This window comes from Reichenbachiella sp., assembly GCF_039941815.1.
Taxonomy (GTDB): Bacteria; Bacteroidota; Bacteroidia; order Cytophagales; family Cyclobacteriaceae; genus Reichenbachiella.
This window is the reverse complement of the sequence record NZ_JBDVDW010000065.1, coordinates 348,545-367,929: the sequence shown is the minus strand read 5'-3', so window position 1 is coordinate 367,929 and position 19,385 is coordinate 348,545. Positions and strand designations below refer to the sequence as shown.

14 protein-coding genes are annotated in these 19,385 nt (G+C 38.7%); 5 read left to right on the top strand and 9 right to left on the bottom strand.

Annotated elements, in window-relative coordinates; all coding sequences use genetic code 11:
* Nucleotides 1–120: 120 nt before the first annotated feature.
* From ABJF11_RS18725 to ABJF11_RS18715, 3 genes are read right to left on the bottom strand one after another with little or no spacing between them, the layout of a single operon-like run.
* A complete protein-coding gene (locus tag ABJF11_RS18725; protein ID WP_348121705.1) occupies nt 121–780 on the bottom strand; it encodes a response regulator transcription factor in 660 nt (219 codons plus the stop codon).
* A complete protein-coding gene (locus ABJF11_RS18720) occupies nt 777–3,344 on the bottom strand; it encodes a PAS domain S-box protein (RefSeq protein WP_348121704.1) in 2,568 nt (855 codons plus the stop codon). The genes ABJF11_RS18725 and ABJF11_RS18720 overlap by 4 nt, the downstream gene beginning before the upstream one ends.
* Before the next feature lie 56 nt (nt 3,345–3,400).
* Nucleotides 3,401–4,591, bottom strand: coding sequence for an ATP-binding protein (locus ABJF11_RS18715; RefSeq protein ID WP_348121703.1), 1,191 nt, complete (start codon nt 4,589–4,591; stop codon nt 3,401–3,403).
* 707 nt (nt 4,592–5,298) lie between these two features.
* Between ABJF11_RS18715 and ABJF11_RS18710 the strand changes: the two genes are divergently transcribed.
* The 5 genes from ABJF11_RS18710 to ABJF11_RS18690 all read left to right on the top strand — a co-directional run bounded on the left by ABJF11_RS18710 (nt 5,299) and on the right by ABJF11_RS18690 (nt 10,569).
* Nucleotides 5,299–6,936, top strand: a complete 1,638-nt coding sequence (locus tag ABJF11_RS18710; protein ID WP_348121702.1) for a PAS domain S-box protein — start codon at nt 5,299–5,301, stop codon at nt 6,934–6,936.
* Between the two features lie 22 nt (nt 6,937–6,958).
* Nucleotides 6,959–7,375, top strand: a complete 417-nt coding sequence (locus tag ABJF11_RS18705; RefSeq protein WP_348121701.1) for a response regulator — start codon at nt 6,959–6,961, stop codon at nt 7,373–7,375.
* Nucleotides 7,376–7,413: 38 nt separating this feature from the next.
* The gene (locus tag ABJF11_RS18700) at nt 7,414–9,360 is read left to right on the top strand and encodes a response regulator (protein ID WP_348121700.1); all 1,947 of its coding nucleotides are present in this window, start codon (nt 7,414–7,416) and stop codon (nt 9,358–9,360) included.
* 30 nt (nt 9,361–9,390) lie between these two features.
* The gene (locus tag ABJF11_RS18695) at nt 9,391–9,723 is read left to right on the top strand and encodes a hypothetical protein (protein ID WP_348121698.1); all 333 of its coding nucleotides are present in this window, start codon (nt 9,391–9,393) and stop codon (nt 9,721–9,723) included.
* A 300-nt stretch (nt 9,724–10,023) separates the two neighbouring features.
* Complete coding sequence (locus ABJF11_RS18690; RefSeq protein ID WP_348121697.1) at nt 10,024–10,569, top strand: hypothetical protein; 546 nt, start codon at nt 10,024–10,026, stop codon at nt 10,567–10,569.
* Nucleotides 10,570–10,662: 93 nt separating this feature from the next.
* On the opposite strand, the gene ABJF11_RS18685 is transcribed toward ABJF11_RS18690, so the two are convergent.
* The 6 genes from ABJF11_RS18685 to ABJF11_RS18660 form a co-directional block, all read right to left on the bottom strand.
* Entirely contained in the window at nt 10,663–11,076 is a 414-nt protein-coding gene (locus ABJF11_RS18685; protein ID WP_348121695.1) for a response regulator, read from the bottom strand.
* A gap of 5 nt (nt 11,077–11,081) precedes the next feature.
* Entirely contained in the window at nt 11,082–13,418 is a 2,337-nt protein-coding gene (locus ABJF11_RS18680) for a PAS domain-containing protein (protein WP_348121694.1), read from the bottom strand.
* A 330-nt stretch (nt 13,419–13,748) separates the two neighbouring features.
* A complete protein-coding gene (locus tag ABJF11_RS18675; RefSeq protein ID WP_348121692.1) occupies nt 13,749–14,087 on the bottom strand; it encodes a hypothetical protein in 339 nt (112 codons plus the stop codon).
* A gap of 310 nt (nt 14,088–14,397) precedes the next feature.
* Entirely contained in the window at nt 14,398–14,862 is a 465-nt protein-coding gene (locus ABJF11_RS18670) for a hypothetical protein (RefSeq protein ID WP_348121691.1), read from the bottom strand.
* A gap of 65 nt (nt 14,863–14,927) precedes the next feature.
* The gene (locus ABJF11_RS18665; RefSeq protein ID WP_348121690.1) at nt 14,928–16,553 is read right to left on the bottom strand and encodes a hypothetical protein; all 1,626 of its coding nucleotides are present in this window, start codon (nt 16,551–16,553) and stop codon (nt 14,928–14,930) included.
* A 145-nt stretch (nt 16,554–16,698) separates the two neighbouring features.
* On the bottom strand, nt 16,699–19,335 hold the full coding sequence (locus ABJF11_RS18660) for an ATP-binding protein (RefSeq protein ID WP_348121689.1): 2,637 nt from the start codon (nt 19,333–19,335) through the stop codon (nt 16,699–16,701).
* Nucleotides 19,336–19,385: the final 50 nt, after the last annotated feature.

The following is a 19,385-nucleotide window of genomic DNA, read 5'->3' as shown; positions in this document are numbered from 1 at the left end:
TTATGGAAGCACGTTTACGGCATGCAAACCGTGTGGTGCATTAGCGGGTAATTTTTCTAGGGGAACAAAAAAAAAGGTGACTTGACTAAGCCACCTTTTTAAACTGACAAACAGTTATTGCTACAAATCTATAAATCCGTTCTTAATCGCAAATTTGATTAAGTCTACAGTATTCTTTAGCCCGAGCTTTTCCATAATATGACTTTTATGTGAGTCTACCGTTCGTACACTTATAAATAGTTTGTCTGAAATTTCCTTGTTGCCTAAACCCTGACATACTAAAATCAAAATCTCCTCTTCACGCTTGCTTATTTTTCCTGACCCCTTTCTGACTTCCGATGGAGTTTTTGTTTTTTTCTTGTAATAATTTTTGAATATGGCTTCAGAGACCTTTGGATCAAAAAACTCTTCTCCTGCGTATACTTTTTCAATAGCAGATATAAGCGTTCCTTTTCTTACATCTTTGGGAAGGTATCCGGATACGCCGTATTCGAGTGCCTCGGATATAAATTCTTCAGATATTTCCATAGACATGAGGATTATTTTTGAATCAGGGGAGCTTTTCTTGATTTTTTTCATAGCCTCAATACCATTCATTTCGGGCATCATAATGTCCATTAGCACAATGTCGGGTGCATTGCGTTCGACTTGAATTGTGGCATCAAGACCATTTTCGGCTTCAGCCACTATATCTATACCATCTTCATATTTCAGCATGGCTTTTATACCATCACGAATAAGACCATGATCATCTGCTACTACTACATTTATTTTTCTCATAAGTTTGGGTTGTTTTCAAATGGAATTTTTACTTGGATGACAGTGCCTTTTCCAGGACTTGACTGAATATCTAAGTATCCATGAAGGCTTTTTGCTCTTTGATCTAAGTTTGACAGTCCATTTCCTTTTCGGTGCTTAGGATCGGCTATATCAAAGCCTTTTCCGTCATCTGCGATTGCAAGATGAAGGTGATTTTCTTTCTTTACTAGTTCAATTGAGGCATTTTTTGCTTCTGAGTATTTCACCATATTGTTTACAGACTCCTGAAGAATTCGATATATAGTAGTCTTCATTTTTTCACTTATATCTTCTTCATTCGCTTCAATTTTAATATCAAAAGAAATGGCTTTCAACTCCGATGCCTCTGTACATAATTCTTGTGCAGCTCTTTCAAACCCAAGCTCCTCCAAAACCTTGGTGGAAAGATTTCGGGTGATTCTCCGAGCTTCGTCAATTGTCATTTCGAGGGTATTATGTATTTTGTCAATATGCTTTTCTTTCACCTCTTCTGGCATTCCATCTAAAGCGGATAAATTGAATTTGGTGGCAGCAAGTAACTGACCTATTCCATCGTGTACTTCTCTGGCAATTCTTGCCCTTTCAATTTCTTGCCCTTCTAATAATGCAGTTTCTGCTTTCTTTTTGTCTGACACATCTTGAATGGTTCCAAACAGGCTCTCAGGCTGACCCTGGTTGTCAGTTTTGAATTTACCAATAGCTCGCACAGTTTTAACAGACTTGTCAGGAAGAAGTATTCTATGTTCGACATCATATGTTGTGGCAGTTGACAGCGCGTCATATATTTTTTTTCTAGTTAGTTCACGGTCTAAGGGGTGGATTCTTTCCAGATAATTTTCGAAAGTCAGCCAAATATCATTATGCCCGATTTGAAGAATTTGAGTAAATACTTCTGAAGATCGCAGTATGTTTTGAGTAATGTCCCAGTCAAAACTGCCTACGTTGGCAATAGATTGAGCTTCTTTTAGAAGCATCTTGCTTTTTTCAAGTTTTTCCTGGTTTCTTTTTTGTTCAGTAACATCTTGGACAGTGCCAACTATTTTATCGATATTTCCACTCTGGTTTTGATAGGGTTTGCCTTTGGTCTGAAACCAAAGAATGGAGCCATCACCTTGTATGATTCTGTGGTCTACCATAAATGATTCACCGTCCAAAATAGCACGCTTGAAGCCAGAGATTACTGCTGGTCTATCCAAGCTATGGCAAAATTTAAGAAATGACTTGTATTTCAAAGTTCGATCAGATAGCTGTACATTTAGCATCTGAGCAGCTCCGATTGAGCAAATTATGTTTTCGTCGGTTATGCGAAATTCCCAACTGCCCATGTTAGCTACATTTTCTGCTTCTAGAAGCATGGATTCGCTTTGCTTCATTTTTTCTTGTGCCTTAATACTGGCTGTGACATTTCGACTCACACCCACTATGCCTATCACTTGCTTTTTACCATCTAGGATCGGGTTTTTATGCGTGTCGAAGAATAAGGTCTCATTATTGTCATTGCGATGGCTGTGCATTGTTGTTACTAATTCTCCAGAACTTATGACTTCTTCGTCGGCTTTCTTGTACTTGTTAGCCATTTCTATTTCAATAAAATCTTCATCTTTTTTATTTAGCACCTCATTTAGTTTTTTCCCTGTGGCCTTTAAAAATGACTTATTGACCATTAGATATTTTAACTTCTTGTCTTTGAGAAAGACACTATCAGGAATTGCCTCCAAAAGTCCTTCCATGAGTGTGTTTTTATCTCTCAATTCTTGCTCCATTTTTGATCGATTGGTGATGTCCTGACTTACTCCTATGAGTCTTTTTGAACCAGTCACCATATCAATGTGAGGAATGAGTGTGAGGTCTATCAATTTTTGACGACTACGTGAATGAAAGGCCCCGTTAAATGCCGTGCCATTTATTTTGCTTTTTAACCATGTATTAAGTTGATCAGAATCGTATTCATCCAATAATTCTGACAGTTTCGTATTGTTTTTTTTAAAGCCAAATATATTAGATGCCTGTTTGTTGATGGATGTAATATGTCCTTTCAGGTCTAGTTCACAAATACCGACGGGCACGTTTTCTATCAACTGTTGATACCTGGATTCTGCAGTGAGAAAGGCTTTTTGGGCAAGAATTTTTTCCTTATGACTTTCGGCCTCAGTGAGGGCTCGACGGATGGTCATCGGTAATCGAATTAAATTTCCTTTTAGCACAAAGTCAGAAGCACCTTGCTTTAGTGTTTCTACCGCATTCTCTTCCCCTAATGACCCGGTTACGAATATGAATGGAATGTCGGGTCTTTTTTCAGATGCCCATTTCAAAGCTTGCATGCCAGAATAATCCGGAAGGTTATAATCGGCAATGATGATATGTGGGTCAAACTCTTTGAGCTCCTTAACAAAACCCTTTCTTGAATCAACTGCACGATAGGTAAATTGAATTTTATCCTTTTCTATACTCCTAAGCGTAAGTTTAAGGTCATCCTTTTCATCCTCTAGTATTAAAAAACGAGATATTACTTCCTCTTCTTTCTCCTTTTCCTTTCTGTCTCTCATAACTTCTTGGTTAGTTCATGTAGTGTTTAAGTTATATTTAGCTGGTGTATATATTATTATCTTATTACTCTGTTTTTGTTGCTCCTTGTGGAAGGGATTGATGCATAAAAGGACGAACCCTTTCCTAATTCACTTTCTGCCCATAGTTTTCCATTGTGTCTTTCTATAACTTTTTTAGCTAGTGTTAGTCCCATTCCCGACCCTTCAAACTCATTGGGTTTGTGCAGTTTTTTGAAAATTTTGAAAATTTTTTCGTAATTTTTCATATTAAAGCCTATTCCATTATCACGTATATAGAATACTGTTTCATTTGAGGAAGAGCTTGAGTACCCAATTTGAATTAAGGGTTTTTCAGCGTTGCGGCTAAACTTAACAGCATTATCAAGAAGACTAGAAAATGCCAATACTGCCATGGCTTTATCTGCATACAATTTTGGTAGATTCTCCTTAAGAACAATATCACAATTAATGGGCTTCGCATGAATTAATTCATTGAATAAGGCGTTCATGTCAATTTCCTGCCTGTTGATTTCTTTAAATCCAAAAGAAGAAAAATCATGAATATTCTCAATGAGTCCATTGGCTTTTAAAACATTGGCTTGTATCGTTTCTAAATATTCCACCCCCTTTTTATCCAACGCTTGGTAATAGTCGTCCCTAATCATAGAAGAAAAACCATCAATTATCCGCAATGGTGCTCGAAGGTCATGTGAAATAGCGTAAGAAAAATCCTTGAGCTCAGAGAAGGCAAGATTCAGAGAGTTTTGAAGGTTTTGACTTTTTTGGTCAAACTTTTCCTGAAGAGTTGACAAGTTGTCTTCAAGTCTTTTTGCTCTCAATTCTGCAACCCGTCTTCTTTTTGTTTCTATAAATAGTTGTCTCTCAGAATAGGCAAGAGCGAGCTGATAATGATCTGATTCGGACAATAGTTCGGGATGCTTTACAGTTTTGTCCTTAATAATTTGAGACTTTGATTCGAGCGTGTTTCGTTTTGAAATAATTTGGGCAAGAAAAATTATGAACGGAACCATTCCAAAGGTGGATAATTGGATGATATTTAGCCAATTTTCATCGCCTAAAGAGCCATAGGCCAAAATCTTTGAAAGAAGTAATCCCACAATGATGTACGGAATGATCCACAGTGTAGAATGGGTAATTACTTGAGATACCTTATTAATGGTAAAACCTGCAGAGCCAAGTCCAAAAAAAGCAGGAGTGGGGTTACTATTGATTTTAATTTTTTTCAAATAATAATGCAATATCATTATTGCAAAGCACATTGTGACTGCGAGTACAAAATTCCAAGAAGTAATCATAGTAGATAAGCGTGTTTAGAAATAATAAGCATTACAAACTAACCGAACCACCACCAGTAGGCTGCCCTCAGAGAAATGTACGCCTCTTTTGTACATGCCTCTTTTATGAGTGTTAGACATAGTCATACTCAATTATTTACCATGAAAAATTAGCTGCCACAGCTGATGGGTTACGAAGATAGGGATGAGGTTGTTCGTTAAATATTAGCCGCAAAGCGGCTTAATTTATTTTGAACAAGACATAGACTCCTCATAGATAGTTTTCGAAACTCAAAGCTTCGCAGTTTTTAAATTGCTTGCTTATTATTCTACTCCCTAAATGCTGCTGAAATTAATGTAGTCTATAACTTAAAAAAATCAAAGTTAATTATGATTTAATATGGAGTATCGAATGAAATGATTTATATTTTCTTGAAATAATTATATTTTTATAATACGTATAGTTTTGTTTTACGTAATTCTCGGATAATTCAATATACGGTTATCACCTATTCCGAGGCCTATATAAGCTCCATACTTTTGGATAAATCAATTCAAAAAAAATGGAAACTTACTTCTCATATTCAAATATTCTAGCGGTTTCAAGTTTTGTTCTCTTGACCATCTCGATATTTCTTATGCTGCGAATCTACAAGAGTATGAATGGGAAACTTTACGGCCTGATTTGGTGGTTGTCTTTTATCCTTCTTGCAGGGTTTAGTATATCAGACCTTTATATGGTGTATTTCTTGGTTTCGGATAAACTGGCAGAACACAAAGTTGCTATGGGAATAGCGATGTGCTGTTCTGGGTTGTTTACGTTGGTTGTAGTGTACGCAGGATATAGAACAACTATTGACCTTAAAGTCTCCAATATCTCTAAGCACTATTTGAATCAGATCATGCAATCTATGAGCTCCTACTTGGTGGTGACAGATTCTAATTATAAGATTAAAAAAGCAAATAAAGCTATATGTCAACAGCTAGGAATAGGTCAAAAAAAATTGATTGACAAACATATCAAGTCTGTATTTCTAAGGTCAGATTTAACCAAAGTAGTTGAAAACTACAGCGAACAATGGGAAACCTTTATAGAGGACAAAAGTGGTGAGTTGAAATCAGTATTGCTTTCGGGTGAACCCATTTATAAAGCGAATGGTGCCGTTCATGGTTATGTTTTCCAAGCGTTTGACAACCATCAAAAAGAGATTCAATATTTAAACTCTTTCTTTCGATCTATTCTTAATAACTCAGAGTTTGCGATAGTAGCAACAGATACCTTAGGAATTATAACTGGAATGAATCCAGCGGCAGAAAAGTATTTTGAATATTCTGAAAAAGATATTCTTGGTCAAGTTTCACCAAGCATCTTTCATTGCAAAAATTGTTTGGAAGGCTTTGTGGAGGAGAAAGGCATTGAGAGTCCAGAACTTGGCTTTTCACTCTTCACGGATCTTATAGATGAAGGAGAACCTGTAAGTAGAGAAATGCAAATGGTCAGAAGAGACGGTAGTTCGTTTTATGGATGGGTTACTGTAAACGCAATAAAAAATGAAGGAGAGACCATCGGCTATTTTGAAATAATTGCTGATATATCAGAAAAGAAAAATGCAGAAGAAGAGCTTAGAAAGGCAAATGCAGATCTTAAGGACTTCGCGCATATTGTATCTCATGATTTGAAGGCTCCCCTCAGAGCAATAGGAACTTTGGCTTCCTGGTTGCATACTGATTATGCTTCCTCATTAGATGAAGAAGGTTGCGAACAACTCAATTTATTAAGAGGTAGGGTTACCCGTATGGAGGGGCTTATTAATGGAATTCTAGAGTATTCTAGAGTTGGAAGGGTGACGCAAGAACAAAATACAGAAGACATGAATGTGATAATTGAGGATGTCTACGATGCGGTAGTTCCTCGAGAAAGGTTCAAATTTATTATGGATGAACCATTGCCTAAAGTGAAAATAGACAGAACTCGTGCACACCAGATTTTTCAAAACATCATAAGTAATTCTGTAAAGTACATGGACAAAGAACAAGGTGAGATTAGGATAGCCTGCGAGGCAAAAGACAACTTTTGGAAATTTAGTGTGGCTGACAATGGTCCTGGGATTGAAGATCAATATTTTGACAAAATCTTCCAGATTTTTCAAACATTAAAGCCACGTGATGAATATGAAAGTACTGGTGTAGGACTGGCCATTGTAAAGAAAAGTGTAGAACTATATGGAGGTGAGGTATGGCTTGAATCAGAGCTAGATAAAGGAACTACTTTCTTTTTCACACTTCCACAAAATTAATACTAACCAAAAACATAAAAACATGAAAAATTCACTACCAATATTACTAGTAGAAGACGATAAAGTAGATCAAATGACTGTAAAAAGAGTCTTGAAGCATTTGAACTCAGAAAATCCTCTGGTAATCCGGCAAAATGGTTTAGAAGCCTTAGAGTATTTACAAGATGTTGACAACCAATTGCCTGGGCTTATTTTGCTGGATCTCAACATGCCAAAAATGAATGGCATTGAGTTTTTGAAAGAAATCAAGCACAATGATACTTTGAAGTTAATTCCCATCGTGGTGATGACAACCTCGAAGCAAGAGCAGGATAGGCTGGATAGTTTTGGACAAAATGTCGCTGGCTATATGGTTAAACCTGTTGATTACGCTCAATTTTTAAATGTAATGGAAACCATTTACAACTACTGGTTATTAAGCGAATCAGCTGTGGTTTAAAAAAGGCAATCAATTTTTAACACTTGAACAAAAATATCATGGAAACGAAAATACTATTAATAGAAGATGACAAAATAGATCAGAAGGCATTTGAAAGATTTGTAAGTAGAGATATGCCCGATTTTAATTACCACATTGCAGGTTCTGTAGCAAGCGCAAAAGAAGCGCTTGAAAACAATGACTACGATGTGGTTATAACAGATTACTTCCTAGGAGATGGAGATGCATTTGATGTCCTAGCTCAGATTGAAGGTACGCCTGTAATTTTCACAAGCGGTGCTGGGGATGAGGAGGTTGCGATAGAGGCTATGAGAAGGGGCGCATGCGATTTTTTAATTAAGGACTCATCGAGAAATTACCTAAAGGTACTTCCGCTAACAATTGAAAAAATTCTAACTCAGAAGCGAGCGGAACAAAAGCTACTGACTGCCGAATTACAAGTGAAAAAATTATCCCTGGTTTCTCAGCAGACAGTGAATCCTGTCATCATATTTGATGAAAATAAAAAGATTGAATGGGTCAATGATGCTTTTGTGAATTTGACAGGCTATGATAACGATGAGATTGATAGGATTGCTGCAGATCAATTGGAGAGGGGGGAGGACCCTTTTGAAAATCCTGAGGTTATCAAGAAAGTAGTAAAGGAACGAGTTTCCTATGAGTATGACATGCTCTGTTTTACTAAAGACGAAGAAAAATATTGGTCTCATAATTCTATGTCGCCGATTTTGGATGAATCAGGAAAGATTAAAAATTATGTGATAGTTCAGACCGATATCACAGAGAAAAAAAGATTAGAAATAGCTTTGATTAAAGCGAAGGAAGCTGCCATGGAATCCGAAAAAGCCAAAGAGCAATTTTTAGCTAATATGAGCCATGAAATTAGAACCCCATTGAATAGTATAATAGGATTCACAGATCTAATGCTTCATGAATCACTGGATAGCAAGCAGTTGGAATATTTGAAAGCAATCAAATGGTCTTCAAGCAACCTACTTGGAATAATCAATGACATATTAGATTTCAGTAAAATTGAATCGGGTAAGATTGAGTTTGAGGAAACAGATGTTGACCTAAGGGATTTGACCGACTCTTGTGCCAAATCTTTTGCATTGTCTAGAAACAGTAATGAAGTGGAACTCATCGTGCAGGTCGATCCCTCTGTTCCAGATTATATGATGGGAGATCCAGTTAGGATCAACCAGATTCTAACCAATTTGATTAGTAACGGCCTGAAATTTACAGAGCGCGGAGAAGTTAGACTAGAAGTAAAAGAAAAGTCAGTTGAAGATGGACTGCATGAAATAATGTTTATCGTTTCAGATACCGGGGTAGGGATTCCAGCCAATAGATTGGATACTATTTTTGAAACTTTTGCTCAAGCATCTGCAGATACAACAAGAAAATATGGAGGAACAGGTCTAGGACTTCCGATTGTTAAAAAATTGGTAGAACTATATGGTGGCGAAATTACAGTAAATAGCAAAGAAGGAGTGGGTTCAAGGTTCGAATTCACGCTGCATCTGACCAAATCTGATTCTGCCAGCACTGCTCAACAAGAAGAGCTACGAATAGAAAAAATTAATGACGTAAAGCTCTTGGTAGTTGAAGATCATCCATTGAATCAATTGCTAATCAAAGCCACTCTGAATGGACAGAATGTCAAATTTGACCTGGCTAACCATGGGAAAGAGGCTATTGATATGCTCAAAGATAATTGTTACGATCTGATCCTGATGGATATTCATATGCCTGAAATGGGGGGGGTAAAAGCAACTCAGATCATTCGTAACATACTTCCCGAACCACAACGCAGTATACCAATTATTGCAATGACTGCCAGTGCTATTCGAAGCGATTTAGAAGCATGTCTTAACAATGGAATGAATGACTATATACCTAAACCATTCAAAGCTGAAGAATTGTTTTCCAAAATTCAAAAGTGGACTAGCAGCGATGTACTAATTGAACAAGAAGTAGCTTAATAAAATTGATAACAACTAAAAAACGCACCTATGATAAGCTTTAATTATTTAAGAAAAGCCTTTCCAAATGACCCCGGTCTTATTGAACAAGTAGTAGATATTTATATATCTGAATATCCAGAGTTTATTTCGAAATTCACATATAGCGTAAGGAATAGAGATATGGAAGAAGTCAAGAAACTTGTTCATAAATGGCAATATACGGCAAAAATCCTTGGTCTAATCGGATTGCAATCAGACTTGATGAAGTTGGAAGAATACTCCTCCTTGACATCTTTGGAGATTGATGAACTCACCATTGCAGTACTTGATTCGGTAGAAAAGAACTTTGATGAACTTAAGGCCTACAAGATAGCGTCTTAGTTCTTTTACTTTGATGCATAATAAAAAAGAGGGTCAGTAATGACCCTCTTTTTTATTATGCACCCTATTGATAGCCGAAATAAGAGACTCGGCTCTCTAATTCAGCAATTGTTTTGATTGATTTTCAGATGCTTATAGTATATAAATTGTCTACTTGTTGTCTACTTGATTGATAATCAATCGAGTAGAGAGTATTGCGAGATTTACGTAATAAACAAAATACGAATATCACGAATAATAAATGCTCGCGTATTACATGACTTTTACTTTATAATTTATTCATAACATAAACTAAAGATCATGAAAACGCTAAACAAAATAATTATCATTTCAAGCATATTATTAATGCCTAAGATCACTTTTTCTCAAACGATCAAAGCTTCACTTTATTCTGCAGAACCTTCTTCTCATGGGGGAGCCAGCATTGGAGCATCTCTTCCTGGTTACATTGGTGACATAGGGTTTGGTGCTTTTTATGAGGTAACTCCTGCATTATCAAATAATACAGAGTCAAACAGTCATTCGATACAATATTCAAACAAAAAAGGAATGTATGCTTCATTCTCCTTTGTGTCTGTTGAAAAGTGGGACTTATATGTAATAGCTAGGGTAGCTGTTGTGGATGGTGCTTTTGGAGTCAGTAACTTTTTGGGGGCAGAGCATTACATCAACCAGTTCGTAAGTGCTGGGGTAGAAGTCAAAGCGAATATTATGAAGCCAATGATACAGGGCAAATTAAGCTTTTGTGTATTTGGTGCACAAAACAGAGTAGCCAGACAATATAAATATTCTAAAAGAAGAGCATACTATAAAAATTTAAGAAAAAGATATACTTCTAGGAGATAATGTTTCAGACTAGCTGAACAAAAAAATATAAATATGATTCTGTTAGTTTAGCCTTTGTCCGATTGGACAAAGGCAATTTTTTTTTTAAAAAGGTTATAGATGTTCAGGAAAATGTTTTTTGAAAAGATCCATGACCTTGGATTCAGTCAATAACTTATTATGAAAGTCACTGAGTACAGAGAACTTTTTGGCACGCTCATGGTCGTCTGGATTTAAAGAGGTAGTCAGCATGACCAAGACTACCTGAGCCTTTTGGTTGGGTTTTAGCTTTTCGTACTCCTCAAGAAATTCCCAACCATCCATAACTGGCATATTGATATCTAGAAATATTATTTGAGGTTGAGGGTGTTTATTGTTCTTTATTGATAAGAGGAAATCAAGTGCTTCTTGTCCATCTGTAGCTACTTCAACGTGGTTTGCGCATTCCATTTCCTTTAACAATTTTTTATGGAAATAATTACAATCGTCGTCATCATCAACTAGAAGTATGCAGTCTAATTTTTTCATAGTTATTAAGTAATAATAGTAAAATAAAAGGAGCTTCCAAAGCCTGGATTCGGCTCCACTCTAATCTGCCCATTATGCAATTCAACAATTTTTTTGGCGTGGGCAAGTCCAAGTCCGCTCCCTTCGTATTCTTTTTTCTTATTTAGTCTTCGAAAAATGGCGAATATTTTTTCTTTGTTTTTTTCTTCAATCCCAATTCCATTATCCTCGAATTTAAACTCCCAACCATTATCTAGTTGATTAGCGCTCACTTGGACGTATGGTTCGCAGTCTTTTCTTTTAAATTTTATCGCATTTTGGATTAAGTTTTGAACAAGAAGTTTCATTTCTAGTGGGAAGACCATAATTGAGGGGAGGTCAGCAGTCTTAATTGTTGCTTGATTAAGCTTGATTAGCCCATCTAGATCGTGGACCACGGACCGAACCAGTTGGTTAAGATCTGTGTCTATCAATTGCTTGCTAGAACTCCCAAGTCTAGAATAGTCAAGTAGACCGTTGATCAATTCTTCCATGCGACCCGTTGCTCGTATTGCTGATGAAGTATAGTATGAGGCCTGCACGTTCAGATCCTTTCCATGCTCTTCAGTAAGTAGTTTTAGATAATTTTTGATGGTGAGAAGAGGCTCTTTGAGATCGTGAGAGGCAATGTATGCAAATTGCTCCATTTCCTGATTTTTTGATTTTAGTGCAGCCATCTTTTGACCAATTTTTTCCACTTTTTTTTGTTTTGTAATGTCCCAGTTGGTGCCAATCATTTTAATTGGATCACCATTGTGACCTCGCTGTACCAATGCCAAGGCTCTTATGTGATGAACAGATTGATCTGGCCAAATCACGCTAAATTCTGTGTCAAATTCTTTTTCTCCGGTTAATGCCAGGTTTATTTCCTGATCCCATCTTTCAACATCATTGGGGTGTAGTCCATTTCTCCAGGCTTCGTAGACACCGCTAAAAGAGTTCTTATTTATACCATAAAGTGAATACATGATGTCATCCCAATCCAGGAAATTTTGTTGTACGTCATATTCCCATATACCAATTTTAGCTGCCCGAGTGGCAAGAGTCAGTCTATCCGATGTTTTTTTAAGTGCCTCCTCTGCCAGTTTTTTTTGGGTTACGTTTTCGATTTGAGACACAAAATGAATGGGTTGATTTGATGCATCTCTTACCAGTGAAACACTGATTAGTACCCAAATGATCTGTCCGTTTTTATGGAGGTATCTTTTTTCCATTTGATAACTATCAATATCACCATCCAAAAGTTGGTCTAGATGTTCAAGGTCAGTTTCTAGATCATCGGGATGTGTGATGTCTTGAAAAGAGATTTTGAGTAACTCATTTTTAGAATATCCAATTATTTTGCTTAGTTGATTGTTGACTTTAAGCCATTCTCCACTAATAGATACTATAACCATACCAATAGCTGAAAATTCAAATGCATTTTGAAATTGCTCTTGACTTAACTTTAGCTTTTCTTGAACAATGTCATTATTATTTAGCGATTGTATGAGGTACGAGGTTGCAATGAGAAATGCGATAATTATACCAGTAATCAAGACGGAAATAGCTAGTTCGGAACTTATAATGGTTTTAGAATTAGCATGAATAAAATACCCAAGAAGAACAGGAACGATGAGGATAAATGGGATAATGATTCGCGCTATTTTGCTACCTGAATATGGTCCCGTCAAGGTGCTCATAAAACCGCTTTTACTGTTGATGAATAGAATGCCGATTGATACTAAGGCAAAGCAAATGGCCGTATATAGTGACATTGGAAAATAGGCGAGTATGCCATAAAACTCAGTCACCTCATAAGCATAGCCTATAATAGATAAGAAACCTACGACAAATACAAAGCTGACCAATACATTAGCAGATGCTCTTGTTCTGTCTTGTGTAGATAAGGATAACAAACTAGAAATTCCAAACAAAAGAAATCCTAAAGCTGTATTTGGAGCCATGCTGTTAGATATATTGCCCATCTTGTCTATTGATAATTTTTTTGAAAAAAGCAGCTGATCAATGGCCAAAGATTCAGTGAATATGTGTACGAATTTTACCGTGCCGATGATTATTACTAATGCAGAAAGAGTGATTGGTATATAAAAAAAGGACTCGTTTTTGACAACCCACTGCAATGAGATGATACTAAGGCCAGATAAAATAAATGAAAACGCAGTCATAGGGTTCATGGCTACTAGTCCTTCTATGGGACGCTTGAGAATTGCTATATCGTACTCCCAACCCACCAGTATTAAAAGACCACCAAAAACGGACATTAAACCGATAAAAAGAGGTGGGTCAGGCTGCTTTAATATATCAGAAAGGTTAATCCTCATCTAATTCTGTTGAAATGTTCGAATTATGACCTATGCTTTGGTCAGGGCGGGCTTAATATTTGTTTGACTCAGATAAATGAATAAGCACAAAGGTTTTTTCATACGACTTATTGGTAAGTAAACAATTTTCCAAAAAAAAATTGGATTTAGATCCTGTATAAAGATATCAGTCTGTGCTTGGCGCGATGAGAATTTCATAGGTTGGAATTATTATTTATTGCAAACAATATCATCAATATATGTATTTGTAACTTTAAAAAAAAATCGCAAATTAGCAATAACGTATAGAACCAGATTAACAATAATGTGGAATCTGAAAGCGGATTATTTTTAAAGATCAGTGTTAATTGTATTGATAATTTCCATTAGACGATCCTTGAGCTCTGGGTAATTGTTAAATACTAATTTTATGTTGCTTCCAAAGAGTTGAGAATTGTAGTGAATATCAACTGTAGCCAATGCATGATGAAGTGCTTTATCAAAACTTCCTTTACTTGGAATCTTTTTCCATAGATATGCTAAGGCCTGCTTTATGTTAATCCCTTTAATGCTTCCAATTAATCCTGCTGCTAGGGTTGATTCTACTTTAGAATCAAAAAAAAGCAATGGTAAGAAGCAGATAAATAATGAGACTGCGTTACGCTGCACACTTTGAAAAAACTCTAACACTATTTAATTCGACGTGTGACATATATGGACTTGCTACATTTGGTGAGACAATAGGTTAAGCTCTTAGGAGTTAAATTTACGGACAATGAAAAAAGACAGAAGACTACTATTGGGTAATTGGGCAGGGTGAACTTTATGATGTAGAAAATTCTCCAAATGATTTGACCGTTGGCTCTCTTCATGAAAATTTGAAAGACATCAAGAGTATTGATCAAAACAATGCATTGCCAGTATTGATGAATAAATTGGTTTCTCTTCTAACTTACTTGGCTAATAAGTAATAGCCTCCCAAAACAAATCAAATCTAAACTTACTTTTTCTCCCAGGCTTGGCTGATCAGATGGCTCACGACTTTCCAGGTACCATCTTTTTTCTGGAATACCCTAAGGTGATGATTGTGTCTATCCTTCATGACCCGGCCATCACTCCATTCCTGACCCTTTACCACAGTTTTGGATCGAACCAGTGCTATGTCGGGGCTTAAGAAATTGATGTCATTGTATGCGGATATTGACTTGCCTTTCATGACGAAATCAAAAGAGTATATTTCCTTAAGCAGAAGCTCAAGTTCGGATTTGCTCTTCATCCTGTCGCCAAAGGCATTGGTCCAATCAACATTTTCATCTACGTCTTTTACACTCAGTGCCAGGTCTTTAGTAGCCCAGCCTACACGCTGATTTTCTATGATTTGAAGTATGGCATCTTCATCCGCTTGCACTTGGCTATAGCATGAGATGGAGAGCAATAGAAGGATGAATGGCAGTAGATTTTTCATTAGTTCTGTGTTTTATAGTTGTTAGATTATTGTGTGTTGACGGAGTCTTGGAACGAAGAGCGCTATCACTCTTCTACCTGGTAAACTTTGACGCGACCACTGGAACCATTATCGACGGGTGAGCCAGCCGCTACGATCTTGCCATCAGCACTTATGCTGGTCGACAACCCAAAGTATTCGTATTCACTTTTCCCATCTATACTTTCACCCACCTGCGTCCAGCTACCTGATTCATTTATGAAAACACGAACCTGGCCAGTGGTGTTTTCATAACCATAAGCTCCAATGACTACTGAGGTGCCATCACCGTTGAGGCATAGGGCATATCCGGACTGGCTGCCTTGGGTTTCTCCGTCTATGTCGTTTCCTATCTGAATCCAGGAGCTTGAGACGTTTTCAAACACTCGAACATGGCCTTCATGAACAGAAGAGGAGTTGAGAGGCGCTCCAATGGCAATGATGGAGCCATCATCGCTTAAACTAACAGCATGACCGGATTGATTCTTTGAGGCTTCGCCGTCTATATCATCGCCAATTTGAACCCACGAGCCAGTCGCGTCACTAAATACTCTCACGTGACCAGCATCTTGTCCATTCCCATCGTTTTTGATAGCCCCTACAGCCACTACGGATCCATCGTGATTGAGACCGACCGACCAGCCAGACTCGTCAAAGTCGGATTCACCGTCTATATCAGCTCCGATCTGATTCCACGTGCCTGATCCGTACTCAAAGACTCTTGCATGGCCTCTTTTAATTCCGATATCCTTGTTGTAATGACCGCCAATAGCCACTCTGGAGCCATCTCCGCTCAAGCAGACGGATTGCCCGCTCAGATCATTGTCTGACTCAGCGTCAATATCACTTCCCATCTGCATCCATTGATCTCCGACGTTCTCGTAGACCCGTACATGACCGGCATATATTCCAGTACCGCCATTCAATTTTGCGGCCACCGCCAATACAGTGCCGTCATCACTTAGGCTCACGGCCCAACCAGCGAGGTCTCCAGCGGCTTCGCCATCAATGTCATTGCCGATCTGTGACCAGATACCACCATTGTTTCTATACACACGTGCATGCCCCGAATTTGATCCATTCCCATCGTTGTTTTTTGCGCCTACAGCTAGTATTGATCCATCGGCACTCAAGCTTGTAGAATAGCCAAACTGATCTCCGTCGGCTTCTCCTTCAATATCTTCTCCTACTTGTTCCCAAATATTTTCAGGGCTGGACGGCTCTTCTGTTTCGTCAACATCCGTTAAGGTGATGGTCACATCGGCAGATGCCGAAATTTCACCACTGGTCGCAGAGATGGTGGCAGTTAGACTTGGGTTCACCTCGAAATCGAAATGGGCTGAGTCCAATACTACGAGCTCACCAGACGTAGCATCTATGGACATGGCTCCCGCAGGGTCTTCAGAAGAGATAGCAAATACGATCGCTTCATCGCTGGTGGTAGTAGCACTCATGGTAGCCAGCACAGCACCGTTGTCGGGATTTTCAGAAATGGTGACCTCGGCATCTTCTATGGTCACGGTATCCACTGTTTCATCAGGCACTTCGTCGGGCGTCTCATCGGGAGGAGTGGCCGCAGGCTCGTCCTCCGAGCAACGGATTGATAAGCATAACAAAAGGATTAGATAAAATGATGAGAGATGAATTCGAGGCTTGTTGATTTTGATGGCCATACGCGTAGTTGAGATTGTGGGTAATACATCCGCATGCAAGATTCACCTGATGGCTCAATCCAGTTTTAAAATATGTAACTATTCCAACCTCATATGTAACATTATAAAGAGAGGTAAGCAGTAGAATGATATTTGGATGATAGTATTAGGATTGGGCAAGGAGATGTTCGGAAGGAGGAACCCCATACTGTGCTTTGAACAGTTTTGTGAAATACGAAAGGCTGTTGAATCCCACCGCATAGGCTGCCTGCGACACGTTTTGCCCGGATTCGAGCAACTTTACCGCTTTTTGCAATCTTAGTTGTCTGATGAATGCTGAGGTCGATTGTCCGGTAAGTGCAGTAAGTTTTCGATGCATTTGCATTCGGCTGATTCCCATTTCATAGCACAACTCTTCAACATTGAAATCTTCTCTACCCATGTTGGTTTCTACGGTGGAGATCAGTTTTTTGATAAAGACTTCTTGTACACTGGTGATCACAATATCATTGGGCCGGAGTGTAATCACCTGACTAAACTTCTTGCTTAGTTTTTTTCGCTGATCTAGCAGATTGTTCATTCGAGCTTTTAGCTCATCAGCATGGAATGGTTTTACCAGATAGTCATCCGCACCCATCTGCAGTCCTTCAAGTTTGCTCTCCTGATCCGCCAGGGCAGTTAGAATAATGACCGGAATATGGTCAGTCAGTGTATCTTCCTTTAGTAGCTGGCAGAGTTCTAGACCATCTATTTTGGGCATCATTACGTCACTGATGATCAGGTCAGGAAGTTTTATCTTCGCTTCTTCCAGGCCGGCAGCGCCATCATATTGTTGGATAATTTGAAATTCAGAAAAGAGCTCATTTTTGATGAACGTAGACAATTCTTCGTTGTCCTCTATGAGCAATACCAATGGTTTATGCTCTTCAGGTTTATCAGTGAAGGTTTTATCGTCGGGTGCAAATGGCGGATAATTATCCAATTCCGATGATCTATCGTCTGGTACTTCGGCCACTTCTAAGGGTAGGGACACGATAAATGATGTGCCCCGCCCAAGTTCGCTTTCCACTGTGATGGTTCCCTTGTGCAACTCTACCAGCTCCTTGGTGAGTGCCAGCCCAATGCCAGTTCCGGAGCTATGGTTTTTTCCGATTTGATAGAACCGATCAAAAATTTTGTCAATTTCATCTTTAGGGATTCCATCGCCTTCATCTGACACTTTGATAACCAACGCCTTTTCATAATTCACGGACAACTCAACCACAGAGTCTTCAGAGGTGAATTTGACGGCGTTGGAGAGCAGGTTAAATATGATTTTCTCTAAGGCATCCTGATCAAACATTAGCCACAAGGGCTCCTCTGGGATGCTTTTTTTCAATTCAATAGAGCGGGAATAGGTCACCGAGGAAAAAAGCGACAATGTATTTTTTAGAAATGCCGTGATATCGGCTGGCTCATTATTCAATTTGAAATGACCGGATTCGGCCTTGGTAAGATCCAGCAGCTGATTGATCAATCGGAGTAGCCGATCAGTATGCGTTTTCAGCGTACGCCAGTCGTTGTTCTCGTTGTCACTCAAATGTTTGTCAATGGTGCCCATCACCAGAGTGAGCGGCGTGCGCAATTCATGGGAGATGTTGGCGAAAAATTTTGATTTCAACTCATCGAATGTCTTGATTTTCTCGGCCTCCATTCTTGCTTTCAAGGCACGGCTTCGTTCGGTATCAGCGTGTGCCCGCGCCACCTTGTTTGCGCAGAGCGAAGATATTGTTTTGAGGACATTGAGATGACGCTCGGTGAAAAAGTGTTTTTCAGGATGTTCGGAATCGATTACCCCAATCACTCTTTTATTGTAAACGAGCGGCACGGCCATTTCAGACATCCTTAGCTGATCATCCTTGAGATATCTTTCGTCCTTGGAGGTATCGTTGACTATCACCGGTACGCTATGCTTGGCTACAAAACCCACGATACCTTTTCCGACAGGAATATCAATAGGTCGATGGATCACAAAGTCGTATGGGTTTTTCTCACCAAAGGCAGCCTTCTGTCTCAAAACGCCTTGCTCCTCGTCCAACAGATAAATGACACAATCTACAAATCCCAGCCTGCCAATGCAGTTTTTTGCTACGTCCCAAAGGATTTCATCCACGGTATTTTTGCCGAATAGGGAAGTGGAAAAGTAATTGATGGTTTGTTCGATTTCCTGACCTGTCTTGATCATGGCCTGATTTTCTTCTAGCTGTTTTCCGTAGAGGAAAAAATAGAAAACACCAATCACGGCAGCACCTAAAACTGCTACGGTTAAGCTACCATAGTAGAAATAAAGCTGCTCTTCGGTAGATACTGTAATCGAAAACAAAGAAAAATCACTGAGCTCGAGTGCTAGAAAGGAGGCTAAAACTAAGCCTATGAAAAGGAAGAGTTTAGCCTTTTCCTGAAATTCGAAAACGAGCACTCCACTCAACAATACCGGGATCAACATCAGCTGATGGCCAGCTGCACGCCCCAGCGCAGAGGCAACAATAAACAAATAGGCACAGGAAAAAATGTAGAGCACTACTCTTGCGGTACGGTAGTACTGATATTGGTTTAGAAACCAACAAGAGCAGAAGCTAAAAAAGAAGGCCAGGGCTACAGGACCCAAAAACAGGCCTTTGGCAAAGAAAATAAAGAGGTACGGAACGGTGGTGCCGGAAGCCAGTAGGGCTGACACGTTGACCAATCTGATACGCCTGGATTGATCAAAGGGCATCTCGGAAGAAATGCCCGCATCTATTACGTTGAGTCTCGACAAATCCATGGCTAAAGATACCTTTTTTTAACGATGATATTCTAACTCGTAACCGTCAC